Below are 21,853 nucleotides of genomic sequence, written 5' to 3' on the forward strand. Positions count from 1 at the left end.
AGGGCAACTGTTCCAGCCTATCCCAGCTTGGTCTCGGATGCAAGCTCCGACTCTTGGGGGACAAACCATGCCAGGCACTCCGTACAACCTCGTTGCCATGTCGTTGAAGACTTGGTCGGTGTCCGTGTCGCTCTGACTCGACAAAAGTTACGCGAGCAGATCGCACCACGCAAATCCGCAGGTCGTCGAACATTCTTCGGACGTTTACCCAGCTAGGCGACCCGCAAACTGCCCGACACGAGCAACAGGCCTCGAATCCAGCCACTGTGACGCCGGACATACTTCGCCGGTCAAGCGTCAGCAACATCCAGAACATGTTGCGGCACAGCGACTTCGGGTTCGACATCGGCTGAGGTACGGAGTTTGCCCGTCGTCTCCGCGATCGGGACCACACCCGCCCACACGCCGCCGGCGTCGATGTCGCTCGCGTCGTCGACCGGATCACCTGCACGAGCCTTCACGGACGCTTCGTACAAGGGCAACGCAAGCACGACCGTCGCCGCGAGTTCCTTCTTCGTGTGGGCCCGCAGATGGGTACTTCGCCCATCCACCACCTGATCGACGATCGCGTCCAATGCGAGGGCACGCTCAGCCTCGTCGGTGACGACTCTCGGGGTTCCCAACACGACGGCACTCCGGTAGTTCATCGAGTGATGGAACGCCGACCTCGCCAGAACCAGACCGTCGAGGACGGTCACCGTCACACAGATCTCGCCCGTCGGCGCGTCGACCAGACTTCGTGCGGCAACCGACCCATGCAGATACAGGCTGCCGCCGCGGTCCGGCCCATCGAAATCGACACCGAACGCCGTCGGCAACACACGCACACATCCGTCGACGACCACCCCGAGATGGCAGATCCGCGACGACGCCAGCACATCGGCCAAGTCGGCTCGGTCCGTGCGCGCTCGGATCTTCCCCCGTCGGATGGCCGAACGGGGTGTCGGGGACAGCTGCACGGGATCATTGCTCACCCATCGATGATGCTCGACAAGTGGCCTCACGTCATGATCCACTGAATGGAGATCTTGCTAGGCCACTTCTCGCTCCACCCGGAGGTCCCGTTGCTCCCGTCGTCGCTGTCGATCGCACTCGACCGATCGGACAGCCGCACGCTTCCTGTCCAGATCGCCGATCGGATCCGCACGTCCATCAGCGACCGACTCCTCCCCGAAGAGTCCCGATTACCAAGCAGCAGAGCGCTTTCCGCTGAGATCGGCGTCGCACGGGGCGTCGTCGAGCATGCTTTCGATCAACTGATCGCAGAGGGTTGGCTCGAATCACGACGCGGATCCGGGACGTATGTGCGGCGTCTGCCGCCGCCCGGAAGCAGTCCTCACCGGAGCAGTCCTCGGAAGTGCGGCACGCATCCCGCTGACAGCACTCTCCTCCGGCTTGCGACCGGTACGCCGTGGATTCCACCCCACCTGTCTGCCGCATGGAAGCGCGCGTGGCGGGACGCCGGCACCGCCCCTCACCCAGATTCGTATCCGGACCCCCTCGGCGAACCGTCCTTACGCGCAGCCGTCGCCCAGCTCCTCGGCAGAGCTCGCGGGTTGCACACGGATCCGGATTCGATCGTGATCACAACCGGCAGCATTCACGGACTCGGTCTGGCACTGTCCGCGCTTGCCGAGCCTGTTGGAGTCGGCGCACCGGTGCTGGCACACGAGAACCCCGGCTACCGCGTCGCCACCACCACTGCCCTCCGGTCCGGGTGGTCGGTGTTCGACGTCGCGGTCGACGGCGATGGGATCGAGACCGACGATCTCGATGCCGCACCCGATTCCACACGCGCGGTCTATGTCACGCCGTCGCACCAACACCCCACCGGAGGACTCCTTCCAGTGGGCCGCCGACGGGCACTCGCCGACTTCGCACGGACGCGCAACGTGATGATCCTCGAGGACGACTACGATTCCGAATTCCGTTACGACGTAGCACCTTTGCCGACTGTGGCCGAACTCGCGCCGGACAGGACGGTCTATCTCGGAACCGTCGCCAAGACCTTCGGCGGAGGAATCAGACTCGGGTGGTTGGTCGCCCCACCCCACGTCGTCGACGAGATCGTGTCGGTGCGCATCGACACCGGTGACTATCCGTCACTGCCCGTCCAACACGCCGTCGCATCGTTACTGCGTGACGGGGAATGGGACCGGACCGTGCGCGCCGCGCGTCGGCGATACCGAGAACGCGACCGACGCATCACCGACGCGCTTGCTCCCTACGGGGAACTGCGCGGAGTCGGCGCCGGAATGCACACCACGTTGCTCCTGCCCGCACGCGTCGCCGCCGAAGTGGCCAGGCTCGCGGCGCGTCGAGGCATCGACGTCGACACGCTGGAGAAGTCGACGCGTAGTCCCTCACCCGTCACCGGCCTGATCGTCGGATACGGGTCACTGTCCGAGGACCAACTCACCTACGGCCTCGACGTCCTGGTCGACGCGTTGAACAACGTCAGCTGACGCGTTCGATCGTCCCGCCCAGCGCCGTCAGGTTCTCGACGAAACGTGGGTAGCCACGGTCGATGTGATAGACGTCGTGCACCTCGGTGACGCCGTCGGCGCACAGGCCGGCCAGCACGAGACCGGCACCGGCGCGGATGTCCGACGACCAGACCGGCGCGCTCGACAGTTGCGGGACTCCGCGCACGACGGCGTGGTGTCCGTCCGTCCTGGCATCGGCGCCGAGACGAATCATCTCCTCGACGAACCGGAACCGAGCTTCGAAGACGTTCTCGGTGATCATCGAGGTTCCGTTGGCGACCGCAGCCAACCCGATCGCCATCGGCTGGAGGTCCGTCGGGAATCCCGGAAACGGCAGAGTCGCGAAGTTGACCGCCGTCGGGCGCTCGTGCTGGACCACCCGGAAACCGTCGGCCTCGAGCGTCACCTCGGAACCGGCTGCTCGCAGCTTGTCGAGAACGAGCGACAGGTGCTTGGGGTTGACACCGCGCACTCGGACGTCGCCTCGGGTCATGGCCGCTGCGATACCCCAGGTCGCTGCGACGATGCGGTCACCGATGACTCGATGGGTCGTCGGCTTCAGCTTCTCGACGCCCTTGATGGTCAAGGTCGACGAGCCGCCGCCCTTGATGTTGGCGCCCATGTCGTTCAGCATGTTGCAGACATCGACGATGTCGGGCTCACGTGCTGCGTTGTCGATGACCGTTTCGCCTTTGGCCAGGACCGCGGCCATCAGGATGTTCTCCGTGGCGCCGACCGACGGGAACGCCAGTCTGATGTTCGCCCCGCGCAGTTCGTCTGCTTCGGCGACGACGCATCCGTGCTGGATCTCGCTGTGCGCACCGAGCAGCCGGAGGCCGGATTGATGCATGTCCAGTGGCCGCGAGCCGATGGCGTCGCCACCCGGCAACGCGACGACGGCCCGCTTGCATCGAGCGACCAACGGACCGAGAACACAGACCGACGCTCTGAACTGCGTCACCGCCGGGAAATCCGCATGATATTTCGGCTCGGCCGGCGTCGTGATGCGCACGACGTCGCCCTCCAGCTCGACGTCACAGCCCAGGCCGCGCAACACCTCCGCCATCAACGGCACATCGAGGATGTCCGGGCAATTGGTGATCGTGCTCGTGCCCTCGGCCAACAGCGCCGCGGCCATCAGTTTCAGAACGCTGTTCTTGGCGCCGCCCACCGACACCTCACCGACGAGTCGGTTACCTCCGGATACCAAAAAGCGTTCACTCACAACTCGACAGCGTAGCTGTGGGAACAGAGACCCCATCCGAGCGGTACCGTGACTCCATGGCTGTGCACCTCACCCGCATCTACACACGCACCGGCGACGACGGCACCACCGGTCTCAGCGACTTCTCGCGGGTCACGAAGACCGACGCGCGCCTCGTCGCGTACGCGGACTGCGACGAGACGAACGCCAGCCTCGGAGTCGTTCTCGCACTGGGCAATCCGCCCCAGAAGGTCATCGACGTCATCAGGACGATCCAAAGCGATCTGTTCGACGCGGGTGCCGACCTGTCCACTCCGGTCGTCGAGGAGCCTAAGTATCCGCCTCTTCGTATCGACCAGGGCTACATCGACCGGCTCGAGGCCTGGTGCGATGAGTTCAACGAGGATCTCGAGCCTCTGACGTCGTTCATCCTGCCTGGCGGCACGCCACTCGGGGCGCTGTTGCACGCCGCGCGCACTGTGTGCCGTCGGGCAGAACGTGCCGCGTGGGCAGCCGTCGATGCGAGTCCCGACACGACGAACGCGTTGCCAGCGAAGTACTTGAACAGATTGTCCGACCTGCTGTTCATACTCAGCAGATACGCGAATCCGGACGGCGACGTCCAGTGGGTACCGGGAGCTTCGCGCTCCACCGGCCCTTAGGCAGCTGGTCGGCCGCGCTTCGAGCGGTCGGACGGCCTCGACTCGAGCCACGACATGAAGGCGGTCAACGCACCGCGGTCGAGTGCGATCTCGTAGCCCCGACCCTGATCGGTGAGCTCTAGAACAGCAATTTCGTCGCTCATGATGTCGAACTCGTTGTCACGCGGGCTGCGCCGCTCCCCCACTTCGATGCCCTGACGGGTCATCCGGTGGTTCGGGCCCAACCTCAAGCTCGACAGTTTGAAGAACACCATCGTGTTGTCGCCGTAACGAATGACGCCGTGACGCCATCCACTACCACCGGCAGCCGGCGTCACGCGCATGATCGCCGCGGTTCCACCACGGCGGAGAACGTTCAGGCGATACAGAAAAGCCGCGACGAGACCTGCGAGCAGCACAACCAGGATGATCAGAACGATCACTCCGATGTGCATCACAGACCTCGTCGCGGCTTTCTCTACTAGAACCTAGGCGCGCTCAGCGGCACGAATTCGGCCCTTCGCGATGGCGAGGGCTTCCTTGTCGTCTCCGCCTGCGTCCAATACTGCACGAGCTGCGTCGACGTCGATGTCCTGCGCGAAGTCCGCGGACTCCGCGAGAACGGTGACGGTCTTGCCCGTGACCGACAGGAAGCCACCGTGGACTGCAGCCACGATCTTCTCCCCGTCGGTCGTCGTGATGGACACCGTCCCTGCCTCGACGAGCTGACCCAGTACGGGCTCATGGCCGGCCATGATGCCGATCTCACCCTCGGTGGTCTGAGCACTGACCAGGGTCGCGTTTCCGGACCACAGACGCTGCTCCACCGCGACGAGTGAAACTTCCATGCCGTTCGTTTCCGCAGAAGTCACGTCGGGCTACTTTCCGGACATCTTCTTGGCTGCTGCCTCGACGTCGTCGAGACCACCACAGCTGTTGAAGGCCTGCTCGGGAAGGTGGTCGTACTCGCCCTTGGTGACCTTGTCGAACGCCTCGATGGTGTCGGACAGCGACACGACCGAGCCGGCCTCACCGGTGAACTTCTCGGCGACGATGAAGTTCTGGCCGAGGAACTTCTGGAGACGGCGTGCGCGGCCGACCAGAACCTTGTCCTCTTCCTGAAGCTCGTCCATACCGAGGATGGCGATGATGTCCTGCAGTTCCTTGTACTTCTGCAGGATTCGCTTCACCTCGTTGGCGACGCGGAAGTGCTCTGCACCGACGATGCCGGGCTCGAGGATTCGCGACGTCGAGCTGAGCGGGTCCACAGCGGGGTAGATACCCATCTGCGAGATCGGACGCGACAGCTCGGTCGTTGCGTCGAGGTGGGCGAACGTCGTCGCAGGCGCCGGGTCGGTGTAGTCGTCGGCGGGAACGTAGATCGCCTGCAGCGAGGTGATCGAGCGTCCACGGGTCGAGGTGATGCGCTCCTGGAGCTCACCCATCTCGTCCGCCAGCGTCGGCTGGTAACCCACGGCAGAAGGCATACGTCCCAGAAGGGTCGACACCTCCGAACCTGCCTGCGTGAAACGGAAGATGTTGTCGATGAACAGCAGCACGTCCTGGCCCTGAACATCGCGGAAGTACTCCGCCATGGTCAGTGCGGACAGGGCGACGCGCATACGCGTGCCCGGCGGCTCGTCCATCTGGCCGAAGACGAGGGCGGTGTCCTGGAGGACGCCCATCTCTTCCATCTCGAGGTGAAGGTCAGTGCCCTCACGAGTACGCTCACCGACGCCTGCGAACACCGAGGTGCCGGAGAACTCGCGAGCGATACGGGTGATCATCTCCTGGATCAGAACGGTCTTGCCGACACCGGCACCGCCGAACAGACCGATCTTTCCACCCTTGACGTACGGAGTGAGGAGGTCGATGACCTTGATGCCGGTCTCGAGGATCTCGGTCTTGCCCTCGAGCTGATCGAAGGCTGGTGGCTTGCGGTGGATGCCCCACTGCTCGCCGTCGCGACCCAGTCCCGGGGTGTCGAGGCAGTCACCGAGGGCGTTGAACACGTGGCCCTTGACGACGTCGCCGACGGGAACCGAGATCGGCTTGCCCGAGTCGGCCACCGACGTGCCACGAACCAGGCCGTCGGTCGGCTGCATCGAGATGGTGCGGACGAGGTTGTCACCGAGGTGCTGTGCGACCTCGAGTGTCAGCGTCTTCGCAACCGTCGGCAGAGTGATCTCTGCGTGGAGAGCGTTGAACAGGTTGGGGATGGCGCCGCGCGGGAACTCGACGTCCACAACGGGGCCGATGACCCGAACGACACGGCCGGACTGAGTGTCCGCTCCGCTCGCGTTCTCTTGGGTTACTGCTGCGGTCATTGCTTAGTCACTTCCTGCGCTGTCAGCCAACGCGTTCGCGCCACCAACGATTTCGCTGATTTCCTGGGTGATCTGTGCTTGCCGAGCCTGGTTAGCCTGGCGGCTCAGGTTCTCGACCAATTCGTTCGCGTTGTCCGTCGCCGCCTTCATGGCGGTACGGCGCGCGGCCGACTCGGATGCAGCCGCGTCGAGCAACGAGGAGTAGATCCTCGTGCTGACGTACTTCGGCAGCAGAGCCGACAGGAGGGTTCCGGCCTCGGGTTCGAAGTCGTACTGGGCCTGCACCTCCGACGCCGAAGGAGAATCGGTGAGCGCGTCCGCGCCCATCTGGATCTCCTCGTCGGTGTACGAGATCTCCAGCGGAGCCATACGGCGAACTTCCGGCTTCTGCGTCAGCATCGACACGAATCGTGTGTAGACGATGTGCAGTTCGTCGACACCTTCGATGGTGCCTTCACCGTTCGGTGCGTCCACGTTGGAACCGGATCCCGCCATGAACAGCTCGACCAAGTGCTTGCTGGCCTTCGCGGCATCGGCGTAACCCGGCTCCTGGGAGAAGCCCGTCCAAGCACCCTTCACATCGCGCTCGCGGAAGGTGTAGTACGTGAGTCCCTTCGCACCGAGCACGTAGATGACCGGATCCTTGCCCTCGGAACGGAGAAGCTGGAACAGCTCTTCTGCTTCCTTGAGGACATTGGAGTTGTAACCGCCGCACATACCGCGGTCACTGGTGACGACCAGGACCGCTGCACGCTTGGGCTCGGGCCGCTCGTTCAGCAGCGGGTGATCCAGCGAACCGGATGCACTCGCCAACGCCGAGAGCACGTTGGTGATCTCTTCCGCGTACGGCTTCGATGCAGCGACACGGGCCTGCGCCTTGGTGATTCGCGATGTCGCGATCAACTCCTGCGCCTTGGTGATCTTCTTCGTCGAGTTGACCGACTTGATCCGGGAACGCAGCTCGAGGATGCTTGCCATCAGCTGTTCACGCTCCCTTCTCTACTCGTAACGACACTGGGCATCACTCGCGACCTACTTGCTGACGGTCTTGCGAGTGACGTTGACCTGCTCCTGGTTGACCTCGTCGGGGTTCAGCGTGTCGGCCTCGGCCTCGTTGACGACGCGGTTGCCCTCGGAATCCAGGAATCCGGCCTTGAACTTGTCGGTGGCTGCGAGAAGAGCCTGCTGAGCGTCGTCGTCGAGAGCCTTGCCACCGGCAATGCTGTCGTAGACGCCGCTGGCGTTGCGGTGCAGATCCTCGAGCAGCTCGCTCTCGAAGCGACGGACGTCGCCGACGGGAACGGAGTCGTACGTGCCCTGTCCGGCGAGCCAGATCGAGATGATCTGATCTTCGACGGCGATCGGCGCGTACTGGTCCTGCTTCAGCAGCTCGACCAGGCGTGCGCCGCGCTCGAGCTGAGCCTTGGAGGCAGCGTCGAGGTCGGAGGCGAATGCCGAGAAGGCTTCGAGCTCACGGTACTGAGCGAGCTCCAGACGCAGCGATCCGGAAACCTTCTTCATGCCCTTGGTCTGCGCGGCGCCACCGACTCGGGAGACGGAGATACCGACGTTGATTGCGGGGCGAACACCCTTGTTGAACAGGTCCGACTCCAGGAAGACCTGGCCGTCGGTGATGGAGATGACGTTCGTCGGGATGTATGCCGAGACGTCGTTCGCCTTGGTCTCGATGATCGGCAGTGCCGTCAGCGATCCACCGCCGAGCTCGTCGGACAGCTTCGCCGAACGCTCCAGCAGACGGGAGTGCAAGTAGAAGACGTCACCGGGGTATGCCTCGCGGCCCGGCGGGCGACGCAGCAGAAGCGAGATCGCGCGGTAAGCCTCGGCCTGCTTGGTCAGGTCGTCGAACACGATGAGGACGTGCTTGCCCTGGTACATCCAGTGCTGGCCGATGGCCGAGCCGGTGTACGGAGCGAGCCACTTGAAGCCGGCGGAGTCGGAAGCAGGAGCGGCGACGATCGTCGTGTACTCCAGTGCGCCCTGCTCTTCGAGCGCAGCCTTGACGCCTGCGATCGTGGAGCCCTTCTGGCCGATGGCGACGTAGATGCAGCGAACCTGCTTCTTGTCGTCGCCGGACTCCCAGTTGGCCTTCTGGTTCAGGATGGCGTCGATGCAGACGGCGGTCTTGCCCGTCTTACGGTCGCCGATGACGAGCTGACGCTGGCCGCGGCCGATCGGGGTCATCGCGTCGATGGCCTTGATACCGGTCTGCAGCGGCTCTTCGACCGGCTGACGCTCGAGCACGGATGCTGCCTGCAGCTCGAGTGCGCGGGTCTCCGACGACTCGATGTCGCCGAGGCCGTCGATGGGCTGGCCCAATGGGTTGACGACGCGGCCCAGGTAGCCGTCGCCGACCGGCACGGACAGAACGTCACCCGTGCGCTTGACTTCCTGGCCTTCTTCGATGTGCTCGTAGTCACCGAGGATGACGGCACCGATCTCGGTGGCATCCAGGTTGAGCGCCACACCGAGTACGCCACCGGGGAATTCCAGCAGCTCGTTGGACATCGCCGACGGCAGTCCGGACACGTGAGCGATTCCGTCGCTCGTGTCGGTAACCGTGCCGACCTCCTCGCGGGAGGACTCCGGTGAGTAGCTCGCGGTGAAGTTCTCGATCGCGCTACGGATCTCGTCGGAGGAGATCGTCAGCTCCGCCATATTGTTTCCTGCTCTTCCTTCAATGTTCGCGGTATCAAACGCTTCGCAGTTCGAAACGTCTATCGGGAGACCGTGGGGTCCGTACTCGGACTACTTGAGTGTCTTTCGCAATGCAGCGAGGCGTCCTGCCCCACTACCGTCGATGACCTCGTCGCCTATCCGGACCACGAGTCCGCTGAGCAGTTCGGTATCGACCTCGACATGCACGGTGACGGGCTTGCCGTACGTGCGCGTCAGTGTCGCAGTCAGCTTCTCGAGCTGACTGTCGCTGAGCGGCGCCGCGCTGCGCACATGTGCGACAGCTCGGTCACGGACCTGGGCCGCTTGTCCTGCCAGCGCATCCAACGCGTCGGCCGGGGCCGTCGTGCGAAGACGGCTGATCGCCTGGATCGCCAGAGCCTCGGTAACCGCAGTCACCTTGCCGTAGAGGAGGCGTCCGAGCAGCTCACGCTTGGCCTGAACCGGCTTGCCGAGATCCGACAACGCCTGCTCGAGCGAGGGGTTGGCTGCCACGATGCGGCCGAGGCGGAACAGTTCGTCCTCGACGGTATCGAGCTGGTCCTGATCGGCCGCGGCACGAAGCAGAGCTTCGCGTCCCAGCTCGACCAGCGAGTTCAGCAGGTCCGATGCCTTGGACCAGCTCTCCGAGACCGCGCTCTTCAAGATCTGAGCGGTGATCCCGGAGACCTGTCCGGCGAACAGCTCCTCCACGAGAGCGCTGCGACGACTCGCCGAGACCGACGCGTCGGCCAGCGCGGTACGCAACGTGCGCTGTCCGTCGAGGGTCTCGACGACAGCGAAGAGCTCGGCACCGGTCTGCGCGGCAGAAGCAGTAGCTTCACCTGCCGACGCAGACCCGAGCGCATCGTTCGCAACCGAACGCGTGCGGGCAAGTGCCTCACGAGAAGTTGCGTACATGGTCATCTCACTTTCCGGCTGCAGAGTCAGCCGTGACGGAGTCGAGTTCGCTCAGGAAGCGGTCGATCGAGCCTGCGCGCTTCGCCTCGTCGGACAACTGCTCTCCGATGACCTTCTCGGCGAGTTCCACTGCCGTACGTCCCAGGTCGCCACGAAGTTCCGTGACGATCTGCTGACGCTGCGCGACGAGCTGGCTGTGGCCTGCGGCCACGATCCGGTCGCTCTCTTCCTGCGCCTTCGTCTTCATTTCGGCGAGGATGGCCTGACCCTGGGTGCGCGCTTCCTCACGGATCTGCGCAGCCTCGGATCGAGCGTCGGCAAGCTGCTTCTGGTACTGCTCGAGAGCAGCCTTCGCTTCTGCCTGCGCCTCTTCGGCCCTCTTGATGCCGCCTTCGATCAGATCGCTGCGCTGGCCCAGCACCTGCTGGAACTTCGGAAGGATGTACTTCCAGAAGACGAAGCCGATGACAGCGATGCAGACCAAAGACCAAACGATGTCGTATGTCGCGGGGAGGAGAGGATTGATGTCCTCGCCTTCCTCCGCGGCCAAGATCGCGATGTTGGTTGCCATGTCGAATTAACCGAACAGGAAGCCGGCGACGATACCGATCAGCGCGAGGGCTTCGGTGAACGCGATGCCGAGGAACATGTTGGTACGGATGGTGCCCTGGAGCTCCGGCTGACGCGCGATGCCCTCGATGGCCTTGCCGACCACGATGCCTACACCGATGCCAGGTCCGATGGCTGCGAGGCCGTAACCGATGGCGCCGTAGCCGCCACCCGTAACGGTGGTCTCGGTGACTTCCTGTGCCAGGTACGCGAGGCTCATTTGATTTCCGTTCCCTTTCTGTTGCCCATCACCGGTCGGTGCGTGGGTCAGGTAGATCTAGTCGGTCGAGCGGTCTAGTGAGAGTCGGCGTGCAGCGCGAGATCGATGTACACCGCGGTCAGCAGCGCGAAGACGTATGCCTGCAGACCGATGACGAGCATCTCGAACAGCGTGAAGCCGAAGCCCGCTGCAAGGGAGAACACGCCGAAAATCTTCATTCCCGCCGCGGCCTGGAAGAAGAAGAACTGGGTCGCGCTGAAGAACAGCACGAGCATGAGGTGGCCGGCCAGCATGTTGGCCATGAGACGAACGGTCAGCGTGAACGGCCGAAGGATGAAGGTCGAGATGAACTCGATCGGAATCAGAATGATGTGCAGAGCAGGCGGCACGTTGGGAACCACGATGCTGCTCTTGACGTACTTGAAGAAGCCGTACTTCTTGATACCCACGTAGTTGAACGTGACGTAGGCGATGGCCGCAAGCACGATCGGCATACCGATTCTGGCGTTCGGCGAGATGTTCAGGAACGGGATGATGCCCGACAGGTTCATGAACAACACGGCGAAGAAGATCGTCATGATGATCGGAAGGAACCGCTTGCCCTGCTCCTTGCCGAGGATCTCGTCGGCGATCTGAACCTTGACGAAGTCGAGCATGTACTCGACGCCGTTCTGCAGACCGCGCGGGACGACCTTCGGGCTTCGCATCGCGAACGCGAACAACACGACCAGCACGAGGGTCATGAGAATGCGAATCAGCATCAGCCGGTCGAGTTCGAAGGGGGTGCCTTCGAACAACACAGCGGGAGGAAAGAAGTCGGATAGTGACGGCGGGTGGAACTCCGCAGCCAAGTTGGTGACGCTCAGCGGTCTCTCCCGTGTTCGGGCCGCAGACGTCTACGACTGCGGTTCGATCGGACATTGACGATCTATCAAGTCGACGATATCGGCTCGAGGTCGTCAGCAGCTGAGGCACGATTTTCATCGTTGCCAGCGTCTGTCGGGTGTCGGCGACTCACGTCGACTCGGTAACTTCTCGTTACCTGCAAGTGCCTTCGTGCACGCGAAATGTCCCATTCGCGGCAGTCCACCACTTACTTGGTCGGAACTTTATCAACACAACTACGACGTTGTGTAGGTGGGGCCACATCTTGACCGATTACGACGCGGCGTCGTACTACTTCTCGTCGGACCCGGACTGCGTCGGGGGTTCGTCGACGTACGGGGCCTTGGTCCGCACGACGCCGTATACCTCGGCACCCAGCACCAGAACCAGCGCCGCGATCACGACACCCGCGAGTGCGCCCTTGCTGTAGAAATCCATGTCCTTCAGGACGGCCAGAACCACGACGGCCAGGAGCATCTTGACGATCCAACCGCCGAGCAGGACCGCGCCCGCCATCGTCGGAGGGAACTTCGACGTCAACGCGATGGACAACGCCGTCGTCAGAATGAAACCGCCGCCGAGGGCAGCCCCGATGAGCGCTCCCCACAGACCTGGAACCCCAGCGATCAGCGTCGAGACGACTGCGCCGAGCACGGCCAGCACCGCCAGACCGATGATGCCGTAGCGGACGGCAGCGCGCATCGCGTCGGACTGATCGGGCACAGGCACAGGAGAGAAGCTCACAGGCGCACAGACTACCCACTGCCTACCGGCGTCAGCCCCGACGCCCTCGCCGACCAGCGGTTCGCGTCCTTCGGCGCTGACGCGCCAGGTCCAACCGGACAGAAGGGACAGCGGTCACGACCAGCGCGAACACGAGTCCTGCCGCGACGAGCAGGACCACGACGCGACGGTCGATGAGCGACGATCCGACCGCGCCGAACGCAAGGACGCCGACCCACAGGTAGATCACCAGCACGACGCGGCGATGCGAGTGACCGATCTGCAGAAGTCTGTGATGCAGGTGCATCTTGTCCGGACTGAACGGACTCCGGCCTGCGCGGGTGCGTCGGACGACGGCGAGCAGCAGATCCAGAATCGGAATGAACATGACCGCGCCGACGAGCAGGAGCGGCGACAGCAGACCCAGCAGATCACGCGGGCCGTAGGCGATCAACGGGATTCGACCCGATGCACTCGTCGACACCGTCGCCAGCATCAGACCGATGAGCATCGAGCCCGAATCGCCCATGAAGATGCGTGCAGGTTGGAAATTGTGGGGCAGGAATCCGAGGCACGCGCCCGCCAGAGCCGCCGCGATGACAGTCGGCGGGTAGATACCGACGTCGCCGCCCTGCTCGTGCAGCAGCCCGACGGAGAAGACGCAGATCGCGATCGACGCGATCAGTCCAAGCCCTGCGGCGAGCCCGTCGAGTCCGTCGACGAAGTTCATCGCGTTGACCATCACGACCGTCACCAGAACCGTGACGAGCCCTGCCTGCAGCTGGTCGAGAACGACGGTGTTGCCGCCGTCCGACCACGGCACGTAGAGGATGTACCAGCTCACGCCCATCACGACGAGCACGCCTGCCGCGGTCACCTGGCCGACGAACTTGGTCAGGGCGTCGAGACCCCATCGGTCGTCGATGATGCCGACGACGACGATGACACCGCCCGCGACGAGCGCGGCAGGCACGTCCTTCGTGTATTCGGAATCGAAGCCTCGCGCCAACGCCGGAAGCTGCGACGCGAACAGCAACGCAACCAACATGCCGACGTACATTCCGGTCCCACCGAGCCTCGGCGTCGGAGTCACATGAACGTCGCGTTCACGCGGCGCAGCCATCGCCCCGAACTTGATCGCGAGAACACGAACGCCGCCGGTGGCGAGGAACGTGATCACGGCGGCGGTGAGGAACACGAGAAGCAGTTCTCGAATCGGAACCCCTGCGCCCTGCCCCGTCTGCGCGAGAACCTCGACCGTCATGCGCGGGGGTACGCGGGTGTGCGTGTCACGAGGCTCGTGACGTCGTCGCGGATGGACGCGATCTCGCGGTCGCCGGCGTCGGTGCCCATCTCGGCCCGCACGGCGCGCGCGACGAGGGACGCGACGGTCCTCATGTCGGTCGCGTCGAGACCTTGCGTCGTCACCGCTGCAGAACCGACACGGATTCCCGACGCGACCGCGGGCGGGGCCGGGTCGAACGGGATCGCGTTCTTGTTCAACGTGATGCCTGCTGCCTCGCAGCGAGCCTCGGCGGTACGCCCGTCGACCCCGGTCTCGCGTAGATCGAGGAGCGCGAGGTGGGTGTCGGTTCCACCCGACACCGCGCGCATGCCGTGCTCGGTGAGCGACGCGGTCAAGGTTGCAGCGTTGGTGACGACGTCGGACGCGTAGCGCTTGAATCCGACGGTGCTTGCCTCGGCGAAGGCGACGGCCTTCGCTGCGATGGTGTGCATCGCCGGCCCACCCTGACTGAACGGAAACACTGCCTTGTCGATGGCGCGCGCATGATCGGCGCGGCACATCAACATTCCCCCGCGGGGACCGCGAAGTACCTTGTGCGTCGTCGCCGACACGACGTCCGCGTACGGAACCGGCGATGGAATTGCCTGTCCTGCAACGAGACCGATGAAGTGTGCCGCGTCGACCCACAGGATGGCGCCGACCTCGTCGGCAATCGCACGGAACGCTGCGAAGTCGATGAGGCGGGGATAGGCCGTCGCTCCGGCGACGATGATCTTCGGCCGGTGTACGAGGGCGAGCTCACGCACCTCGTCGTAATCGATCAGTTCGGTGTCGCGGCGGACGTGGTACGGAATGGGCGAGAACCATCGACCCGAGAAACTGACCTTCGAGCCGTGTGTGAGATGCCCGCCGTGCGGCAAGCTCATCGCGAGAATCGAGTCACCGGGCTGAGCGAACGCCGCATACACCGCCAGGTTCGCGTTGGCGCCCGAGTGAGGTTGCACGTTGACGTGATCAGCGCCGAACAGTGCTTTCGCGCGCTCGATCGCGAGGTTCTCCGCCCGATCGACGACTTCGCAGCCCCCGTAGTAGCGGTTGCCCGGGTACCCCTCGGCGTATTTGTTGCTCAGGACACTCCCCTGCGCCGCGAACACCGCCGGGCTCGCGAAATTCTCGCTCGCGATCAACTGCAGGCCGGACCGGACGCGGCCGAGTTCACCGAGCAGGACGTCGGCGATCTCGGGATCGGCAGCCTCCAACTCGGTGAAGTCGGGGCCGAAGAATTCTCCGCTCACGTTGCCGGACTCCCCTGCCGCAGGCTGTCCGCCGTCACGCCGAGCACCTCGGCGACCGCCTCCGCGGAAATCGCACCCTCACGCAGAATGCGGGGGTTCTCCGAGGTCAGATCGACGATCGTCGACGCAACCGCGTGCTCTGCCGGTCCGCCGTCCAGGTAGACCGCTGCAGAGCCGCCGAGCTGATCGCGAGCCTCGGCGACCGTCGTCGCAGGCGGTTGTCCCGAGATGTTGGCGCTGGAGACCGCCAGTGGGCCGACCTCACGCAGAAGTTCGAGGGCAACCGGGTGCAGCGGCATGCGCAGCATGACCGTCCCCTGGGCATCGCCGAGATCCCACGCAAGGGACGGCGCCTGCTGCACGACGACGCTGAGCGCTCCCGGCCAGAACGCCTTGATCAGATCGCGCGTGCGGGGCCGCACACTCATGACGAGCCCGTCGATGGTGTTCCAGGATCCGACGAGTACCGGCACCGGCATGTCGCGGCCGCGGCCCTTGGCGCGAAGAAGGTCGGTGACGGCGCTGCCGTCGAACGCGTCGGCGGCCAGGCCGTACAGGGTGTCGGTCGGCATCACGACGAGTCGTCCGGACTTGAGGGCGCCTCTGGCTGCGGTCAGTCCGGCGGCCCGGGAATCGGCTTGCTGGCAGTCGTAGACGGTGCTCACTCCCCTATCCTGTCACTCGCGCGTGACGGCGATGGAGAAGGCTCGCGGGAGGGCGTCGTCAGTCCAACGCGGGAGCCGCTCGGGACGCGACGACGAAGCGCGGCCGTCCCGCGAGATCCGGGTGCTCTCGCACGTCGGTGAAGACACGTCGCCGCTCGAACAACTCGGCAACCTGGCGTCCGTGCGAGTCGTCGTGCTCGACGCCGACGGCGCCTCGGGCGCGCAACAACCGTGCGACCGTGCCGATCATGGGCTCGATGACCGACAGTCCGTCGGCACCGCCGAACAGCGCAAGGTGCGGATCGTGGTCCAGAACCTCCGGTTCGAGGTCGGCGCCCAGCGGAATGTACGGCGGATTCGACACGATCAGGTCGACGCGTCCATCGAGGTCGGTCAGCAGCGATCGGTCGGTCACGTCACCGTGGTGCAGCGTGATCGGAGTGTCTCCCGATTCCGCTCGCAGATCGGCGTTGCGTCGCGCCCAGGCGAGCGCGGGCGGATCGAGTTCGACGGCGTGCACCTGAGCGTCCGGCCGCGCATTCGCGATCGCGAGCGCCAACGCGCCTGAGCCCGTACACAAGTCGACGACGACGGGCGGCCGACTGTCGACACCCTCCAGAAACGCCAGAGCCCACCCCAACAGCAACTCGGTCTCCGGACGCGGAACGAACACTCCCGGACCGACTTCCACGTCGATATTACCGAGAGCCGTTGTGCCCGTGATGTATTGAAGTGGGATCCGCTTCGCGCGCTGCTCGACCGTCTTCATGTACGCGTCGATGATCTCCGGCTCGACCAACGGCACGAGTCCGAGCCTGCCGCGTTCGACTCCCACGATGTGCGACGCCAACAACTCCGCGTCGACTCGAGCACTCGGCACGCCTGCGGCCTCCAGAGTCGAGGTCGCGTCGAGGATGGCCAGGCGAAGCGGTTTGCGGGTCACGCGTACAGCCTGCCACGTGCGGCTTCGTTGCCCGTCTGCGCGGGGAGCTGCTGTGCGAAGCCGGGCTATTCGGCCTGCATACGCGCGTCGCGGTCAGCCTTGCCCAGTGCGTCGAGCAGGGCGTCGAGCTCACCGTCGAGGACGGCGTCGAGGTTGTGGGACTTGAAACCGATGCGGTGATCGGTGATTCGGTTCTCCGGGAAGTTGTAGGTACGAATACGCTCGGACCTGTCGACGGTCCGCACCTGGCTGGCTCGGCCTGCCGCTGCTTCCTCGTCGGCTGCCTCCTCGGCCGCCGCTTGCAGGCGGGCCGCGAGCACCTGCATCGCACGCGCCTTGTTCTGGAGCTGAGACCGCTCGTTCTGGCACGTCACGACGATTCCCGTCGGCAAGTGCGTGATTCGGACCGCGGAGTCCGTGGTGTTGACGCCCTGGCCGCCCTTGCCGGACGACCGGTAGACGTCGATCCGCAGATCGGTCTCGTCGATCTGGACTTCCTCGACCTCTTCGGGCTCGGGGTAGACGAGGATGCCTGCGGCGGAGGTATGCACACGGCCCTGCGACTCGGTCACCGGCACACGCTGCACGCGGTGCACGCCGCCCTCGAATTTCAGTCTCGCCCAAACACCGTCGAGCGAATCACCCTTGGCCTTGATGGACAGCGTCGCATCCTTGTAGCCACCGAGATCGGAGACATTGGCGTCGAGAACCTCGACGCGCCAGCCGCGACGCTCCGCGTACCGGACGTACATCCGGGCCAGATCCGAAGCGAACAGCGCCGATTCCTCACCGCCCTCACCGGACTTGACCTCGAGGACGATGTCGTCACCGTCGTGCGGATCCCGCGGAGCGAGCAGATCGGCGAGCGTCTGCTCGAGCGTCTCGACGGTGCTTTCGAGTTCGGGGATCTCGGCCGCGAACGACGCGTCGTCGGCCGCGAGTTCACGCGCTGCCGCCAGATCGTCCTGCGCCGAAACGAGTTTGCCGTGCACGGACATGATCGGTGCCAGCTCGGCGAAGCGCTTTCCCGCACGACGGGCTGCACTGGGGTCGTTGTGCAACGCCGGATCTGCCAGCTGCTGCTCGAGGCCCGAGTGTTCGGCCAGAATGTCGTCGATGGCCGAAGGCTTCGTCATCCTCGCCATGGGTGTGCTCCGCTCTAGGTCGATCCCCGATAGATATGAAAAAAGCCGACGCCCGCCCTGCAAACTTCACAGGACGGGCGTCGGCGAAACAGCTAGCTGTCGGCTGCAGCCTTCTTGCCGGCGCGCTTTCCGTAGCGAGCCTCGAAGCGTGCAACGCGACCACCGGTGTCGAGAATCTTCTGCTTGCCCGTGTAGAACGGGTGGCACTGCGAGCAGACCTCGACGTTGATGCGCTCTTTGTCGGTGGTGCTACGCGTCTCGAAAGTATTTCCGCAACCGCACACAACCGTGGTGGTGGTGTAGTCGGGGTGGATTCCTGCCTTCATGGTGTCCCTTTCATATGGTCGCCGGGTCGACCTCGCCGATCGAGGACGTGAACCGGAACCGGACTCGGCCGTTCAGTATGCCAGACAGAGCGCTTGACCTGCTAATCGCTTGCTGACAGGTCTCTCAACACGGGCTGGGGCCGCGTTGTTCCCCAGGCGCTTCGCGCATGTGCACGAAAGTACATAGCCCTCTATGTATTTCCGTGCACATGCGCCGAAGGCGCCTAGTCGTCGATCGCGCCGGGCGCGGTCTTCGATACCTGGATCAGGAACTCGAGATTGCTCTTGCTCTTCTTCAACCGGTCGATCAGAAGATCGATCGCCTGGTGAGAGTCGAGGCCCGACAGCACACGGCGGAGCTTGTGCAGCACGGCCGCCTCGTCGGAGCTCAGCAGCAGCTCGTCCTTACGGGTACCGGACGGGTTGACGTCGACGGCCGGGAAGACGCGTCGTTCGGCGATCTTGCGATCGAGCTTGAGCTCGGCGTTGCCGGTGCCCTTGAACTCCTCGAAGATGACCGTGTCACCGGTGGAACCGGTCTCGACCATCGCGGTGGCGATGATGGTGAGCGATCCGCCGTTCTCGATGTTGCGTGCCGCACCCAGGAAACGCTTGGGCGGGTACAGCGCGGTCGAGTCGACACCACCGGACAGGATTCGTCCCGACGCGGGTGAGCTGTTGTTGTATGCGCGCCCCAGTCGCGTGATCGAGTCGAGCAGCACGACGACGTCCTGGCCTGCCTCGACGAGACGCTTCGCACGCTCGATGGCGAGCTCGGCGACCGACGTGTGATCGCCCGGCGGACGGTCGAACGTGGAGGCGATGACCTCACCGTTCACCGAACGCTGCATGTCGGTGACTTCCTCGGGACGCTCGTCGACGAGGACGACCATCAGGTAGCACTCGGGGTTGTTGACCGAGATGGCGTTGGCGATGGCCTGCAGAACGCTGGTCTTACCGGCCTTCGGCGGGCTCACGATCAGCGCACGCTGTCCCTTGCCGATCGGCATCACCAGGTCGATGATGCGCGTCGTCAGGATGTTCGGTGTGGTCTCGAGACGCAGACGCTGGTTGGGGTACAGCGGCGTCAGCTTGCCGAACTCGGGACGCTTCCGTGCTGCTTCGACGTCGCCGCCGTTGACAGTGTCCAGACGGACGAGCGGGTTGAACTTCTGCCGCTGGTTCGACTGCTCGCCTTCACGTGCGACACGAACAGCGCCGGTGATGGCATCGCCGCGGCGAAGTCCGTTCTTGCGCACCAGGTTCATCGACACGTACACGTCGTTCGGGCCGGCGAGGTAGCCGGACGTGCGCACGAACGCGTAGTTGTCGAGGACGTCGAGAATGCCCGCTACGGGCTGAAGGACGTCGTCCTCGCGGATCTCGGGCTCGCGCTCGCGGCCTTCGTTGCCTTCGCCGCGGTCACGTCCACGACGACGCTCGCGGAAGCGACGTCCCCGCCTGCCCCGGCCGTCACCGTCGTCGTCCTGATCGCGGTTGTCGCGGTTGTCGCGGGGACCGTTGTTCCGGTCTTCACCGCGGCTGTCGTTGCGGTTGTCGCTACGACCCTCGCCCTGGTTGCGGCCTTCACCCTGGTTGCGGTTGCGTCCGCGGTTGTTGTCGCCACGACCCTCGCCACGATTGTCGTTGCGACCTTCGCCACGATTGTCGTTGCGGTTGCCCTCACCGCGGCTGTTCTCACCACGGTTGCTCTCGCCACGATTATCGGAACGCGTGTTGTCGCCACGGGTTTCCGACCGGTTGCCGTCGCCGCGGGCGGGAGCGTCGTTGTCCGACGACTCGGTGCGCGCAGGCGCATCCGCACGGTTGCCGCGGCCCCGACGGGGACGTTCGGCAGGAGCGCTGTCGGCCTGCTCGGTGTCGGCTACAGGCGCGCTCGGCTCAGGTGCCGACTCGGCTGCGGTGTCGTCGAGCGGAAGCTGGTCGGGTGCGCCTGCACGACGACCCGACGCACGACGGCCTCGCGTGCGACGCGGGGTCTCGCCTGCGTCCTCCGCCACGGCGGGAGCTTCTTCGGCCGGCGTCTTGTCCACGGCGGGCGCAGACGCTGCGCTACGACGCGAAGTCTTGGGTGCAGCCTCGGCCTTGGGTGCAGCAGCACCGGCCTGACGTGCAGAAATTGCGGCGATCAAGTCGCCCTTACGCATGCCCGAGATGCTCTTGATGCCGAGTTCTCCCGCGAGACTACGCAGCTCGGTGAGCACCATTCCGGACAGGCCAGCTCCGCGGCGCGTTTTCTCGGGCGCAGAGATCAGTTCCGTATCGGTCACGGAGGTCCTTTCCTTCCCTCGCTCGCAGTCTGCGCAGTCGAGGGTTCGTTCCGGAGCTCGAATCTCGTATCGAACCCGGATGTAGCCGTTCACGATCGAAGCGCTTCGGACAGACGACCGATCCCGATGCCGCGTGTGTGTTGCGGATGGGAATCGAGCCAGGAACGTCAACCACCCCGGACGTGGAATCCCCCGGATGCAGCAACTTGAATGCCCTGGTGAAAACCGGCGTCTGAAGCGCACGATGTACGGACGAACCTCAGAATAGCCCTGTTCGGCACAGTCGGCAAGAACCGGTTACCGGCGAGTCACCCGATTCGGACCCCGTCGGCGACTTCGAGCTCGAGAACCTGGAGTCCGTCGCTCTCCGCTTCGTCCTTCATGTCCTGCGGAAACGGCTCCGTGCACAGTGCCAGCACCGTGGGTCCCGCACCCGACAACACTGCAGCGATGCCTCGCTTGCGCAGTGACGCGATCCACTTGGTCGCGTCGGGCAATGCACTCGAACGCTGGCCCTGATGCAGGAGATCCTCGGTCGCGGCCAACAACAGATCGGGCCGCTGCGTCAGTGCCACGACGGCGAGGGCTCCCCGACTGACGTTGAACGCCGCGTCGCGATGCGGCACCAATTCCGGTAGCAGCCCGCGGGTATGGGACGTCGACGAACGTTCCGACGGCACCAGCACGACGACGCGAATGTCCGGGTGCACCGCGAGACGCACTGCGGAATAGGTGCGCTGAGTGATGCTGGCACTCGCCGGCTCGCTCCACGACACGACGGCGCCACCGAGGACACTCGCCGACGCATTGTCCGGGTGCCCTTCGAATTCCGACGACAACTGAACGAGCTGCGCGTCGCTCAACGCGAGCGAAGGATCCAGCTTCGCGGCGAGGGCGTTCGCTGCAGCCAATCCGCCGACGACGGCCGATGCCGAAGATCCGAGACCACGAGAGTGTGGAATGACGTTGTTGCACACCACATCCAGACCGTCGGCCCAGACACCCGCAGCCTCGAGGCCACGCTCGATCGCGCGGACGACGAGATGCGTCGGACCCCACGGAACGTCGTCGGCACCTTCACCCTGAACGTGAATGCTCAGGCCGGACGTGGTGGTGGTGACGGTGACCTCGTCGTACAAGCCCAGGGCGATACCGAGTGTGTCGAACCCAGGACCCAGGTTGGCACTCGACGCAGGCACACGGGCGGTCACCGTCAGACCGGTCGGCAGCGTTGTCGTCATGGTCGCGGATTC

22 protein-coding genes are annotated in these 21,853 nt (G+C 64.6%); 2 read left to right on the plus strand and 20 right to left on the minus strand.

Annotation, left to right across the window (positions count from 1 at the left end; genetic code table 11):
- Positions 1 to 290 precede the first annotated feature (290 nt).
- Positions 291 to 974, minus strand: coding sequence for a pyridoxamine 5'-phosphate oxidase family protein (locus tag CHB96_RS11440; RefSeq protein ID WP_176444255.1), 684 nt, complete (start codon positions 972 to 974; stop codon positions 291 to 293).
- A 45-nt stretch (positions 975 to 1,019) separates the two neighbouring features.
- Between CHB96_RS11440 and pdxR the strand changes: the two genes are divergently transcribed.
- The gene (gene pdxR / locus CHB96_RS11445) at positions 1,020 to 2,465 is read left to right on the plus strand and encodes a MocR-like pyridoxine biosynthesis transcription factor PdxR (RefSeq protein ID WP_245865502.1); all 1,446 of its coding nucleotides are present in this window, start codon (positions 1,020 to 1,022) and stop codon (positions 2,463 to 2,465) included.
- On the opposite strand, the gene murA is transcribed toward pdxR, so the two are convergent.
- Positions 2,458 to 3,711 (minus strand): UDP-N-acetylglucosamine 1-carboxyvinyltransferase, encoded by a 1,254-nt coding sequence (gene murA, locus CHB96_RS11450; RefSeq protein ID WP_089246212.1) that lies wholly within the window; start codon positions 3,709 to 3,711, stop codon positions 2,458 to 2,460. The two genes, pdxR and murA, sit on opposite strands and share 8 nt — an antisense overlap.
- Positions 3,712 to 3,767: 56 nt before the next feature.
- On the opposite strand from murA, the gene CHB96_RS11455 reads away from it, so the two are divergent.
- Positions 3,768 to 4,352 carry a cob(I)yrinic acid a,c-diamide adenosyltransferase gene (locus tag CHB96_RS11455; RefSeq protein ID WP_089246213.1) on the plus strand — a complete coding sequence of 195 codons (585 nt, stop codon included), beginning with the start codon at positions 3,768 to 3,770 and terminating at the stop codon, positions 4,350 to 4,352.
- Here the strand turns inward: CHB96_RS11455 and CHB96_RS11460 are convergent.
- From CHB96_RS11460 to thrB, 18 genes are all read right to left on the minus strand, one after another.
- The gene (locus CHB96_RS11460; protein ID WP_089246215.1) at positions 4,349 to 4,786 is read right to left on the minus strand and encodes a DUF2550 domain-containing protein; all 438 of its coding nucleotides are present in this window, start codon (positions 4,784 to 4,786) and stop codon (positions 4,349 to 4,351) included. The two genes, CHB96_RS11455 and CHB96_RS11460, sit on opposite strands and share 4 nt — an antisense overlap.
- 33 nt (positions 4,787 to 4,819) lie before the next feature.
- Positions 4,820 to 5,179: a F0F1 ATP synthase subunit epsilon gene (locus tag CHB96_RS11465; RefSeq protein WP_089246217.1), complete on the minus strand. Its 360-nt coding sequence runs from the start codon at positions 5,177 to 5,179 to the stop codon at positions 4,820 to 4,822.
- Between the two features lie 30 nt (positions 5,180 to 5,209).
- Positions 5,210 to 6,658: a F0F1 ATP synthase subunit beta gene (gene atpD / locus CHB96_RS11470; RefSeq protein WP_089246219.1), complete on the minus strand. Its 1,449-nt coding sequence runs from the start codon at positions 6,656 to 6,658 to the stop codon at positions 5,210 to 5,212.
- Positions 6,659 to 6,661: 3 nt separating this feature from the next.
- Positions 6,662 to 7,636, minus strand: coding sequence for a F0F1 ATP synthase subunit gamma (locus tag CHB96_RS11475; protein ID WP_089246221.1), 975 nt, complete (start codon positions 7,634 to 7,636; stop codon positions 6,662 to 6,664).
- A gap of 54 nt (positions 7,637 to 7,690) precedes the next feature.
- A complete protein-coding gene (gene atpA, locus CHB96_RS11480; RefSeq protein WP_089246223.1) occupies positions 7,691 to 9,334 on the minus strand; it encodes a F0F1 ATP synthase subunit alpha in 1,644 nt (547 codons plus the stop codon).
- A 90-nt stretch (positions 9,335 to 9,424) separates the two neighbouring features.
- Positions 9,425 to 10,252 carry a F0F1 ATP synthase subunit delta gene (locus CHB96_RS11485; RefSeq protein WP_089246714.1) on the minus strand — a complete coding sequence of 276 codons (828 nt, stop codon included), beginning with the start codon at positions 10,250 to 10,252 and terminating at the stop codon, positions 9,425 to 9,427.
- Positions 10,253 to 10,259: 7 nt separating this feature from the next.
- Positions 10,260 to 10,823: a F0F1 ATP synthase subunit B gene (locus CHB96_RS11490; protein ID WP_089246225.1), complete on the minus strand. Its 564-nt coding sequence runs from the start codon at positions 10,821 to 10,823 to the stop codon at positions 10,260 to 10,262.
- Positions 10,824 to 10,829: 6 nt separating this feature from the next.
- Positions 10,830 to 11,081 (minus strand): ATP synthase F0 subunit C, encoded by a 252-nt coding sequence (locus CHB96_RS11495; protein WP_019667280.1) that lies wholly within the window; start codon positions 11,079 to 11,081, stop codon positions 10,830 to 10,832.
- Between the two features lie 74 nt (positions 11,082 to 11,155).
- A complete protein-coding gene (atpB, locus tag CHB96_RS11500; protein ID WP_176444256.1) occupies positions 11,156 to 11,932 on the minus strand; it encodes a F0F1 ATP synthase subunit A in 777 nt (258 codons plus the stop codon).
- A 325-nt stretch (positions 11,933 to 12,257) separates the two neighbouring features.
- On the minus strand, positions 12,258 to 12,710 hold the full coding sequence (locus tag CHB96_RS11510; protein WP_089246227.1) for a Cg1360 family ATP-synthase-associated protein: 453 nt from the start codon (positions 12,708 to 12,710) through the stop codon (positions 12,258 to 12,260).
- Between the two features lie 31 nt (positions 12,711 to 12,741).
- A complete protein-coding gene (locus CHB96_RS11515) occupies positions 12,742 to 13,953 on the minus strand; it encodes a glycosyltransferase family 4 protein (protein ID WP_089246229.1) in 1,212 nt (403 codons plus the stop codon).
- Positions 13,950 to 15,230: a serine hydroxymethyltransferase gene (gene glyA / locus CHB96_RS11520; protein ID WP_089246231.1), complete on the minus strand. Its 1,281-nt coding sequence runs from the start codon at positions 15,228 to 15,230 to the stop codon at positions 13,950 to 13,952. The genes CHB96_RS11515 and glyA overlap by 4 nt, the downstream gene beginning before the upstream one ends.
- Positions 15,227 to 15,895, minus strand: coding sequence for an L-threonylcarbamoyladenylate synthase (locus CHB96_RS11525; protein ID WP_089246233.1), 669 nt, complete (start codon positions 15,893 to 15,895; stop codon positions 15,227 to 15,229). Before CHB96_RS11525 ends, glyA begins: the two co-directional genes overlap by 4 nt.
- 58 nt (positions 15,896 to 15,953) lie before the next feature.
- A complete protein-coding gene (prmC, locus tag CHB96_RS11530; RefSeq protein WP_089246235.1) occupies positions 15,954 to 16,838 on the minus strand; it encodes a peptide chain release factor N(5)-glutamine methyltransferase in 885 nt (294 codons plus the stop codon).
- Between the two features lie 65 nt (positions 16,839 to 16,903).
- Entirely contained in the window at positions 16,904 to 17,983 is a 1,080-nt protein-coding gene (gene prfA, locus CHB96_RS11535; RefSeq protein ID WP_089246237.1) for a peptide chain release factor 1, read from the minus strand.
- 92 nt (positions 17,984 to 18,075) lie between these two features.
- Positions 18,076 to 18,309 carry a 50S ribosomal protein L31 gene (gene rpmE, locus CHB96_RS11540; protein WP_068429399.1) on the minus strand — a complete coding sequence of 78 codons (234 nt, stop codon included), beginning with the start codon at positions 18,307 to 18,309 and terminating at the stop codon, positions 18,076 to 18,078.
- A 224-nt stretch (positions 18,310 to 18,533) separates the two neighbouring features.
- On the minus strand, positions 18,534 to 20,600 hold the full coding sequence (rho, locus tag CHB96_RS11545) for a transcription termination factor Rho (protein ID WP_089246716.1): 2,067 nt from the start codon (positions 20,598 to 20,600) through the stop codon (positions 18,534 to 18,536).
- 308 nt (positions 20,601 to 20,908) lie between these two features.
- Positions 20,909 to 21,841, minus strand: coding sequence for a homoserine kinase (gene thrB / locus CHB96_RS11550; protein WP_089246718.1), 933 nt, complete (start codon positions 21,839 to 21,841; stop codon positions 20,909 to 20,911).
- Positions 21,842 to 21,853 lie beyond the last annotated feature (12 nt).

The organism is Rhodococcoides kyotonense (genome assembly GCF_900188125.1).
GTDB lineage: Bacteria > Actinomycetota > Actinomycetes > Mycobacteriales > Mycobacteriaceae > Rhodococcoides > Rhodococcoides kyotonense.